This window comes from Corynebacterium sp. HMSC28B08 (assembly GCF_001806865.1).
GTDB classification, from domain to species: Bacteria; Actinomycetota; Actinomycetes; order Mycobacteriales; family Mycobacteriaceae; genus Corynebacterium; species Corynebacterium auriscanis.
The window spans coordinates 138,834-149,321 of sequence record NZ_KV786173.1 but is presented as its reverse complement, the minus strand read 5'-3'; the positions used below and the strand labels follow the sequence as shown (position 1 = coordinate 149,321).

The following is a 10,488-nucleotide window of genomic DNA, read 5'->3' as shown; positions in this document are numbered from 1 at the left end:
GCATTCACCACTAGACCCCACCCGCTATTTTGTTCGAGTTCTGCTGCACATTGTGTGAATTAGTGCGTGGGGCGGCGGGGTAGGACAGAGGCGGGGCAGAAACGGGGTAGGACAGAGACGGGGCAGAAACGGGGTAGGACAGAGGCGGGGCGGAACAGAGGCGGGGCAGGGCAGAGGCGGGGCAGAGACGGTGGCAGGAACTCCACACGCAAACCATTAGACAGTCCTACCGGCAGAGGCAGGGATCGCGAGCCGGGGCCCGGCCTAGGCCCCCGGCTCGCGGTCATCGACCAAAGCGACTGCTTGTGCGACGGTCGCATAAGCCATGACAGCGCCGAGCCCCAGGCCGGTTCCAATGCCCCAATTCGTGAGGGGCTCGAGCATGAGCCCACGCAAGGCGACCTCACTGGCAGGTTCCGCCGACTGGCTAGCTGCTCGCCACCACTGGGAAGCCCCCGGAGCCAACATCTCCGCGCACAACGCAGCCGCAGCCACCCCAAGCCCGTCGAAAATTACCGGCGTTCGTCGCGCCGCGCATTGCGCAAGCAACCCGGCGGTGTACGCCATATCCGCTCCGCCCAGGCGGTACAGTATCCTTTCTGCGACAGCGCGATCATCGCGGACGCGGAACATCGCATCACGGATGACGCGAACCTTCACCCGCCACGCTTCATCGCCAATGCCCGATCCGCGTCCGATGATCTTAACGGGCTCTACGCCGCAAATTGAACCGATCATGGCACTTGCAACGGTTGTCACTCCGCGTCCTAGATCTCCGATAAGCACCAAGCCCGCGCCCGCATCGGCCAGTGCGTCGGCTTTCGCTGCTCCCGCAGCAAGGAAATCATTCATAATGTCGGCTGGCAGTGCATCCTCCGCATCGATAGCGGCGGCCGGGGAGCCCAGTGGGGCGTCGATAAGATCTAGAGCAATACCAGCCTGTCGACAAGCCACGGCAATCGGCGAGTCCCCCGAGAGCAAGAGGCCCACGGCGGACTGCGTGAAATTCGCTGGTAGTGCGGAGATTTCCGGGGCGGTTTCGGAAATGCCGTGGGTGCCGGGGACGATAACCAATGTCACATTCTGCGGCTGCTGTGCGGGCGCGTGACCTTGGCACGAAGCCAACCACGTCACCGCGTTTTCGAGCTCCCCCAAACTCCCCGTGGGCAGGCCTGCAGCACTGGGCAGCGCGGCCCGCAATTGAGTTGCGCGCAGGGCTACGGCTTCGTCGGGCGTGGGAATCTCGGGGAACGTGACAGTCTCAGCCATGCCTATAGCTTAGACGGGTGCCGGGTGGCGTCCGCAGAAGAGTTAAACGGAGCGGGCGCCCATCACGCCCACCGCGCCGACCGCGCCCGTTACGCCCGCCACATCGACCGCGCCCACCACGCCCATCGAGACCTAAACCTTGTCTCCCGGCTGTTTTTGCGGAGCTGGCGTGCGCAGGCGGCGAATCATGGTCGCGCGTGTGAAGGCGTACAAGCCCAAGCCAAAGCCACCTTGCGTGGTGTGGGTGAAGCGCTCGCGCACCATGCGGTTGATTTTGCGGCCTAGCCACACGCCCTCGCCGATCATGATGAGGAAGATAACCATCATCACGATCGAAGCCAAGTTTGCGACCTGCGGATTCCTCACGCCGATGATCATCAATAGAATCACGATCAACGTCATGGGTAAGAACAAGTTCATCAGGTAGCGGTGGGAATCCACCCAGTCGCGGACGAACTTGCGTTCGGGCCCTTGGTCGCGTGCCATGAGGTACTTCTCATCGCCCGCCATCATGCGTTCGTTGACGCGCCGGCGCTCGCGTGCAGCCTGATCGCGTTCCCGTTGCTTCATGGCCTTGTATTCTTCCTTGGACATGGAAGCCTTGAGTTCCTTGCGTCGTTTGCGCGCCTCCGCAGGGGTGGTCGGGGCTTCGAACGCCTCGCGGCGAATGCCCTGCTCGCGCTCGACCTCGTTGCGCTTGGGGGTCGGGCGGCCCTTCTTTGGCGTGAACGCGCTGCCCTTGGTCGAATGCACATCATCCGTGGATGCTTTCTGGCCCTGGTCGTGCTCGTTGGTCACCACGGGGGCCTTGGGCTCGGCGGTGGTCTCTTTTTTATCCGACGCCACATCGGATTCAGAGACGCGGCGGGCAGTACCCGGCTGTGTCTCGGACGAGGTGCTTTGAGTCTTCTTCCACGGCGTTTTCACGACAATAAGGCTAATGGAGGGGTAGTGATTTGAGCAAAAGTGATTTAGGTTACGCCCCGCTTGTGGAATAAAGTACCTGTCCCTAGTAGTTTGTGAATGAGTAAGTGGATAAAAGTGTCCATCGTCCTTAGGGCTCTGTCTTCAGGATTGTGTCTTCAGGACTCTGTCCACAGCCCCTACGACTCCTAGGCTGCCTATTCAAGGAGGAAACATGACAGCTCCAGAAAAGACCACCGGCGTTGAGCTCACATCCGCCGCTGTGGAAAAAGCATCGACCCTGCTGGCTCAGGAAGGTCGCACCGATCTTTCCCTGCGCATTGCAGTTCAGCCAGGTGGCTGCGCTGGCCTGCGATACCAGCTGTTCTTCGACGACCGCGAGCTCGACGGCGATCTAATCGATGAATACGATGGTGTGAACTTGGTTGTTGACCGTATGTCTGCTCCTTACCTGATGGGTGCCAAGATTGATTTTGCGGACACCATCGAGTCCCAGGGCTTCACGATCGATAACCCCAACGCATCCGGCTCCTGCGCATGTGGAGATTCTTTCTCCTAAACCGCGCTAGGGCTGTATCGCGCTAGGGCTGCAGCAAAGAAGCTATGCCAGGGCTGCAGCAACAACGCCGCGCTCGGACTGCAGCAAAAATCCGCGCTAAGGCTCCAGCAACTAGCTATGCCAGGGCTCCAGCAAACCGTACGTCGGTACTAAGCCACACGGTCGTGCTAGACCCCAAAACTCCGCATGATATCTCTCCGTAGAGACCATGCGGAGTTTTGCTTTGGCCTTACTTCCCAGTCTGCACGTCCACGCTGGAAAACACCGATTTGATATGCAGTCGCAGCATGGGCAGCCGACCAGTGTCCGATGCTAGCTCGGGGGTCCAGTCGTTGCCTTTGACCACGTGGTCTCGGGCGTCCGCGCAGTTGCTTACTGCGCCGAAGATCGCTTCGCATTCCGTCCTGATCCGGTAACTGGGCCCGGTGGTTTGAGAGGGCAGCTCGATCGTCACAGCAGATGAGTACGTATTGATGTCGTGTTTGCTGTCGCTGTTTATGGTCAAGTCATCTAGCGAAACGGTGGTGCTAGAAATGGAGATATCCGTTTTTCCTGCTTCGCTATCGACCAGATAGACCGCACCGGTACTCCCAATGGTGGAGCTGCTGGAATCGCGTTCTCCGAAAACTAGGCCCGCGGCAACGAACGCGGACATGACCAGCGCGATGCCCAGAGCCACACCGAGAACGCCCATTACAAATTTCCGCAACCCCGAACGTTTCTTCTTGGTGGTACCTGTCGCAGTAGAGGAAGAATCTACGGTTTGAGCACCCAATACCTGGTCTGGATCAGGTAAATCCCATGCGAACGGCGCGGCTCCCAGGGGATCCCACGATGGGGGAGTCTGTCGCTTGGGCTCGAACCCTTCGACCGGGGTAAACACCGGATCTGCTTGGTCACTTTGTGCTTCACCCATGGGAAGGTTGGACTCGGAAGCCTTGGGGGCGTCTTTATTCCCATCAACCGGTGAACTAGGGTAGGGGTGCCAATGTAGCGCAGGTGGAACCTCGGGCTGGCGCAGGTGTAACAACCACAGCAGCAAAGCCCCAACTGAAAGGCCAACCAACCCCCAGCCGTCCGTGAGCCACCCGGCACCGAACGTGGTGATGGCGATGATCACAATGAGAGCATAAGCCCAATCCTTTTCTTCCGAATAGCGCGGGTCCTTGGTGTTGTTAAGCACAGCTTCCAAGGGAGAAAGCGGTACGGAGTACTTAGGCATGAGCAGGATGCAGAGTCCGTACAGCAGGAACCCGCCACCACCGGTGATGGCGAGAATTGCGAAAAACAGGCGGACTAAGTTGGCATCGATGTTGTAGCGCACACCGATGCCCTCGGCCACTCCGAATACCCAAGCATCAGAGTTTTGCTCACTGGGGAGGCGAACCGGGCGAGTTGACCAGATAGTGCGGATGAGGGCGCTGGGGTCATGCGCGGAACCGGCAGAGGTTCTGGAATCCTGCCACTGGTGGGAACCCGTTTGTGGTGCTCCATACGGGTTGGACTCGGTAGATCGTACCTTATAGGGGTCATGTGGGGAGTTCATTGAATTCGTCATGATTTCATTTTGGTTCGGTGACCAGTGGTTATACATCAGGGACGCCCCCTGATTCCTAGAATTCAGGGTAGTCCCTGATGTCCCTGATGGTGCGGCACTGGCATTCTCTTAACTATGTATCCCCGTTATGTTCGCGTGCGCCAAGGGCGTGTGCTCGCTGGGGTGTGCACCGGATTGGCTGCGCACCTCGGAATTGATGTGCGTTGGGTGCGCTGTATCTTTGCGGTCCTAGCAGCAATCCCGCTAGTGGGTTTGCTGGCTTACGGTGCTTTGGCTACTCTGACCGACGCCGTCGATAACCCAGCGCAAGCCCTCAATCCGGTGAGCGCGAAGCGCTTCTCTAGTCGTGACCAAGCAGCTCGGAAGGGGTTTGAAGGGCTATCTGAAGATCCTGACCTCGTGGATTGGGTTCTTCTCCTGATCGCAGTGGGGTTAACCCTGGCTGCAAATATCGCCAGCTCGAAATTTGTTCCCGCCACCATTGGTATCTCGATCGCGGTGATGGGTGCGCTGTTGGTGTGGCGTAACTCCAAGGCGCCCACCAATCTGCGTTCACAGCACCCAGTCAGTGAAGGAAAACCGGGTGGTACCCCAGCCGCCAGGCACCAGACACGTGGGATGGTGGTGCGCTGGGCCAGCGCGGTGGGGGGAGTGGTGCTTCTGGCCATCGGAGCCGGAGTGGCCGTCTATCTTCTCAATAGCAACGTGGCGGACGGTTCCGCTGCGGGGCAGATCACAGAAGATGGTAAAAGCGCGCACCTGACCATCGGTGCTCTTGGATGGTCCATGGTGGCAGGCGGAGCCGTTCTGATTGGTTTGCTAGTTGTATGCATCCCCTTGTGGTTACGCTTGTGGAACACTGCTGCAGCCGCGGCGGAGGAGCGTGCCCGCGAACGTGAGCGTGCGATTATCGCATCCCGCATTCACGACAGTGTTCTGCAAACTCTTGCGCTGATACAAAAGCAATCTGCAGACCAAAAGATCACCTCATTGGCGCGATCCCAGGAGCGCCAGCTCCGCCAGTGGCTGTTCGGAACCGAAGAATCCGTGAAAACTCAAACAGTCTTCGGCGCCATGCGCGTGGCCAGCGGGGAAGTCGAAGACATGTATGGCGTGCGGATTCAACCTGTGTTCGTGGGGGCTGATCGTCCAGCTACGAACGCTACTCAAGAGGTAGTATTCGCGGCCCGGGAAGCTATGGTGAACGCCGCCAAACACTCCGGCTGCACTGAGGTCAACGCGTTTGTAGAAAGTACCAGCGACCTACTTGAAATCTTTGTGCGGGACCGTGGCAAGGGATTCGATCCCGCCAGTATTCCAATCGATCGGCACGGGATACGCGATTCCATCGTCGCCCGCATGCAGCGCGTCGGGGGAGAGGTAGATATCGACTCAGGTAGTTTTGGAACTGAGTTGAGTTTCCGTCTCCCCCTAAGCCACCCTGCCAGAGAAGAGACCCACATGGCCTCAGAGTTCCCTGAGCAGCCCAGCCCCCGCTATTTGCAAGGTGAAGAAGCAATCGATGACTAACCCGCACCCCTTAGCCGAGCCACAATCCCCGACTACTCCAATCCGAGTGTTCCTCGTGGACGATCATTCCATCTTCCGCGCCGGGTTGCGAGCAGAGCTGGGATCGGCAGGTGTGGGCCAACTAGACATTGTCGGGGAATCGGATGGCGTGCGAGACGCAATCGAGAAAATCGCCCAGTTGGAGCCCGATGTGGTTTTGCTCGATGTGCACATGCCCGATGGAGGTGGCTTAGCGATCGTCCAGCAGTGCATGGCAGCTGGTCAGCGAACGCGTTTTCTGTGTCTTTCCGTTTCCGATGCCGCAGAGGACGTCATCGCACTCATTCGCGCTGGCGCTCGCGGGTACGTGACGAAAACTATCGAATCCCGTGAGTTGGTCTCCGCCGTTTCCCGCGTGCACTCGGGCGATGCGGTTTTTTCGCCGAAGTTGGCTGGCTATGTCCTCGATGCATTTTCGACACCCACCCCGGTGCATTCGAACAGAACCCCAGCGGGGGCTGCGGAGCAGGTGGCGGCGTCGGAAATAGATGAAGAAAAACAGTTGATGCTCGATGAGCTAACGCGCCGAGAAAAAGAAGTGCTCCGCCTGCTCGCGCGGGGATACACGTACAAGGAAATGGCCGAGCGGTTGTTCATTTCCGTGAAGACCGTGGAAACGCACGTGTCGAATATTTTGCGCAAGACACAGCAGAGCAATCGGCATGCGTTAACGCGGTGGGTGGGGAACTGGTAGCGCCCGAGCGGGGCAGTTTTTAGAGCTCGACTGGGTAATCGCGCTGGTCGATCTTGGGGTCGATGCGCTTTTCCACGAAAATCCCGTGCCACACCATGAATGCCAGAACGGTCCACAGGCGGCGGGAGTGATCGGGGCCGGAACCGGAATTCATGGCCTCGCGGTGTTCGTCCAGCATCTGCAACACTTCCTGCTTGTTGTAGATGTGGTCCGTCTCGGATTCCACGATGGTGCCCTTTGCCCAGTCGTACAGTTCGTCGCCGGCCAGCCAGTGGCGGATAGGAACGGGGAAGCCCAATTTCTTGCGGTTGAGGACGTGAGCCGGAACTATGCGTTCCATTGCTTGGCGAAGCGCGTACTTGGTGGTGCCGTGTGAGATTTTGAGATCGTGGGGCAAAGTCTCTGCTGCTTCGAAAACGACCTTGTCCAAGAACGGCACGCGCAGCTCCAACGAGTTAGCCATGGTGATCTTGTCCGCCTTGACCAAAATATCGCCACGCATCCACGTAAAGAGGTCCAAGTGCTGCATCCGCGCTACTGGGTCCATGTCCTTGGACTTGGCGTAGATCGGCGCAGTGACTTCGCGGTGATCCCACTCTGGGCGCACCTCACGTAGAACCCGTTCGAGCTGGTGGTAGTTGAAGGAGCGAGCGTTACCGTAGTAACGCTCTTCCATGGGAGTGGTGCCACGTTGCAACAGCGACTTACCGCGCATGCCCTCAGGAAGCGCATCCCCCAGCTTGCCCAACACGCGGTTGATTGGGGATGGGATCTTCTCGAATGCAGCCAGGCTTAGCGGTTCCTTGTAGATGGTGTATCCACCGAAGAGCTCGTCAGCACCCTCGCCGGAAAGAACCACCTTGACGTGCTTGCGGGCTTCGGCAGCCACGAAGTACAGCGGAACCAGGGCCGGATCGGCAACGGGATCGTCCAAGTACCACATGATCTTCGGGATGGCATCGGCGAATTCTTCAGGTGAGACGACCTTGACGATATGTTCGGCGCCGATGGCTGCGGCGGATTCTGCGGCTACGTCGACTTCCGAGTAACCCTGGCGTTCGAAGCCCGTGGTGAACGTCAGGAGGTTTGGATTGTGGCGCTTGGCGAGGGCCGCTATGGCCGTGGAATCGATACCGCCGGACAGGAAGGATCCCACCGTCACATCAGCACGCATGTGCTTGGCAACGGAATCCTCTAGTGCTTCGGCGATCTTCTGGAAAACGGCTTCTTCGCTGCCGGTCGCGACTTTCTTGACGGGGAAGCGGGGCTCAAACCATCGAGTTTCGGCGAGCTTTCCGCCGGGGGTGACGGCGGCGTAGGAACCCGACTCCAGCCGACGAATACCCTTGTGCAGACTCTCTGGTTCCGGCACGTACTGCAAATCGGTGTAGTGTGCAATTGCTCGTATATCCAGATCCTCGTTCAAACCGATAGCCTCGGCCATGGAAAGGATGCACTTCTTTTCCGAGCTGAACACCGTGCCTGCTGGGGTGGTGGCGTAATACATCGGCTTAATGCCAAACTGATCCCGAGCCAGGAAGAGGTTCTGCTCTACCGTATCCCAGATCGCAAAGGCGAACATGCCACGCAGGTGATTGACGACATCCGCGCCCCAGTGGTGGTAGCCCACGACGATGGTTTCGCTGTCGCCTTCGGTATTAAAGGTATACCCCGCAGCTTGGAGCTCTTCTCGCAACTCAATGTAGTTGTAGATCTCGCCATTGAATGTCAGCGCGTACCGGTCGGTTTGGCCCTCCGGACCCCACTGCAAAGGCTGGTGCGAGTGGGCGATATCAATGATGGAAAGCCGGTTGAATCCGAACACGACCGTGTCGTCATGCCATGTGCCACTGTCATCCGGTCCCCGGTGATGCATACAGGGTAGGGCGGTGGCTACCGCGTCTACGTACTTTTCCGCAGCCGATTCGGCCGCAATCAAACCAAGCAATCCACACATGTGCCCTGACTTTACGCCGGGTAGGGGACTGTGGTCGACATCGGCACGCGACAACAGGCTTGCAGCTTACATAGCGAGAGCCTTATTGAGAGGCGTAAAGTCGAGAATTATGGCTAAGAATTTCGCAGAACAGCTAGTTCAAAACCTTGAAAAACAAGGTGTACAGAGAATTTTCGGGCTGGTTGGCGACAGCTTGAACCCGATCGTCGATGCAGTTCGTCGTTCCAACATTGAATGGATCCACGTCCGCAATGAAGAAGCCGCGGCGTTCGCAGCCGGGGCCGAATCCCTCGTCACCGGGAAGCTCGCAGTGTGTGCGGGCTCCTGTGGTCCGGGAAATACTCACCTCATCCAAGGCCTATACGATTCCCACCGCAATGGGGCCAAGGTGCTCGCCTTGGCATCGCACATCCCAAGCATGCAGATTGGCTCCAAATTCTTCCAAGAAACCCACCCGGAAGCAATCTTCCAGGAGTGCTCGGGCTACTGCGAAATGGTGAACTCCACCGAGCAGGGCACGCGCCTGATTCACAATGCCATTCAGTCAACAATGGCGGGCCACGGCGTGTCCGTCCTAGTTATCCCTGGCGATATCTCCTCCCAGAAGTGCGAGGAAGATAGGTTCCTCCGTTCCGAGATCGCCACCGGGCGCCCTACGGTTTACCCCGATTCCCGTGAAGCGGCGGCCCTGGCACAAGCCATCAATAAGGCAGAAACAGTGACGTTGTTCTGCGGTGCAGGCGCCAACGATGCCCGTGAACAAGTGTTGAAACTAGCCGAAAAGATCAAGTCTCCGGTCGGGCACGCTTTCGGTGGAAAGATGCACATCCAGTATGACAACCCATTTGACGTAGGTATGTCTGGATTGCTGGGATATGGCGCCGCCTGCGATGCTATGCACGACGCTGATTTGCTGATTCTGTTGGGTACGGACTTCCCCTACTCGGAGTTCCTACCCAGTGAGAACGTGGCCCAAGTGGATGTCGACGCGCGCGCAATTGGGCGTCGAACTACAGTAAAATACCCGGTCGTTGGTGACGTAGCCGCGACTATTGAGACGATCCTCGACCATGTAGAAGAGAAGACGGATCGGTCGTTCCTCGATAAGCAACTGCGTAACCATGCCAAGGCTTTGGAACACGTGGTGGGGGCTTACACCGACAAGGCAAAGAAGTCCTCCGGACCGATCCACCCCGAGTTTTTGGCGGATACCATCGACCGTCTAGCTGATGAGGATGCCGTGTTCACTATTGATACCGGCATGTGCAACGTGTGGGGTGCGCGTTACATCACGCCTAACGGCAAGCGCGAAGAAATTGGGTCCTTCCGCCACGGCACCATGGCCAACGCTCTGCCTCACGCCATCGGTGTGCAAGCAGCTGATCGAAACCGCCAAGTGATCACGTTTTCCGGTGACGGCGGACTGGGCATGCTCATGGGCGAATTGCTGACAGTCAAGCTTCACAACTTGCCGGTGAAGACGATTGTCTTCAATAACTCCTCGCTGGGCATGGTGAAGCTGGAGATGCTGGTGGAAGGACTGCCGGATTTCCAGACCGACCACGAGGCCGTCAACTTCCACGACATCGCCCAGGCCGCAGGCATCAAGGCCTACCGCATAGAGAAGAAGGAAGACGTCGAGCCCGTGTTGCGTGAGGCCCTCGCATACGACGGTCCGGTGTTGGTCGACGTGGTAACGGATCCAAACGCCCTGTCTCTGCCACCGGAGATCACATGGGAGATGATGATGGGATTCTCCAAGGCAGCTGCACGCACCGTTTTTGGTGGTGGAGTAGGTCGAATGGTGGATCTGGCGCGGTCCAATCTTCGCAATATCGGGGCCGCGGGACAGATCGAAGCTAATAAGTTCTAACCCTTGCTTGGGTGAGTACACCCGAATAGGTAAATGTGACCCGCCAGATAGTGGCTTTAATGAGTATATGGTCTAAGGTCATTGT

General features: G+C 58.2%; 8 protein-coding genes. 4 read left to right on the top strand and 4 right to left on the bottom strand.

Going from position 1 to position 10,488, the window contains the following annotated elements:
• Nucleotides 1–264: 264 nt before the first annotated feature.
• Both HMPREF3098_RS08660 and HMPREF3098_RS08655 read right to left on the bottom strand, forming a co-directional pair.
• Nucleotides 265–1,269: a nicotinate-nucleotide--dimethylbenzimidazole phosphoribosyltransferase gene (locus tag HMPREF3098_RS08660; RefSeq protein WP_070434799.1), complete on the bottom strand. Its 1,005-nt coding sequence runs from the start codon at nucleotides 1,267–1,269 to the stop codon at nucleotides 265–267.
• A gap of 132 nt (nucleotides 1,270–1,401) precedes the next feature.
• Entirely contained in the window at nucleotides 1,402–2,196 is a 795-nt protein-coding gene (locus tag HMPREF3098_RS08655; RefSeq protein WP_246815902.1) for a DUF3043 domain-containing protein, read from the bottom strand.
• A gap of 211 nt (nucleotides 2,197–2,407) precedes the next feature.
• On the opposite strand from HMPREF3098_RS08655, the gene HMPREF3098_RS08650 reads away from it, so the two are divergent.
• A complete protein-coding gene (locus tag HMPREF3098_RS08650; protein WP_035112993.1) occupies nucleotides 2,408–2,752 on the top strand; it encodes a HesB/IscA family protein in 345 nt (114 codons plus the stop codon).
• 229 nt (nucleotides 2,753–2,981) lie between these two features.
• On the opposite strand, the gene HMPREF3098_RS08645 is transcribed toward HMPREF3098_RS08650, so the two are convergent.
• Nucleotides 2,982–4,310: a PspC domain-containing protein gene (locus HMPREF3098_RS08645; protein WP_168156007.1), complete on the bottom strand. Its 1,329-nt coding sequence runs from the start codon at nucleotides 4,308–4,310 to the stop codon at nucleotides 2,982–2,984.
• A gap of 114 nt (nucleotides 4,311–4,424) precedes the next feature.
• On the opposite strand from HMPREF3098_RS08645, the gene HMPREF3098_RS08640 reads away from it, so the two are divergent.
• Both HMPREF3098_RS08640 and HMPREF3098_RS08635 read left to right on the top strand, forming a co-directional pair.
• A complete protein-coding gene (locus HMPREF3098_RS08640; protein ID WP_070434797.1) occupies nucleotides 4,425–5,840 on the top strand; it encodes an ATP-binding protein in 1,416 nt (471 codons plus the stop codon).
• Between the two features lie 40 nt (nucleotides 5,841–5,880).
• A complete protein-coding gene (locus HMPREF3098_RS08635; protein WP_210385965.1) occupies nucleotides 5,881–6,573 on the top strand; it encodes a response regulator in 693 nt (230 codons plus the stop codon).
• Nucleotides 6,574–6,592: 19 nt separating this feature from the next.
• Here HMPREF3098_RS08635 and asnB read toward each other — a convergent pair whose 3' ends face one another.
• Nucleotides 6,593–8,530, bottom strand: a complete 1,938-nt coding sequence (gene asnB, locus HMPREF3098_RS08630) for an asparagine synthase (glutamine-hydrolyzing) (RefSeq protein WP_070434795.1) — start codon at nucleotides 8,528–8,530, stop codon at nucleotides 6,593–6,595.
• A gap of 109 nt (nucleotides 8,531–8,639) precedes the next feature.
• On the opposite strand from asnB, the gene HMPREF3098_RS08625 reads away from it, so the two are divergent.
• On the top strand, nucleotides 8,640–10,403 hold the full coding sequence (locus HMPREF3098_RS08625; protein ID WP_070434794.1) for a pyruvate dehydrogenase: 1,764 nt from the start codon (nucleotides 8,640–8,642) through the stop codon (nucleotides 10,401–10,403).
• The last annotated feature ends 85 nt before the right edge of the window (nucleotides 10,404–10,488 follow it).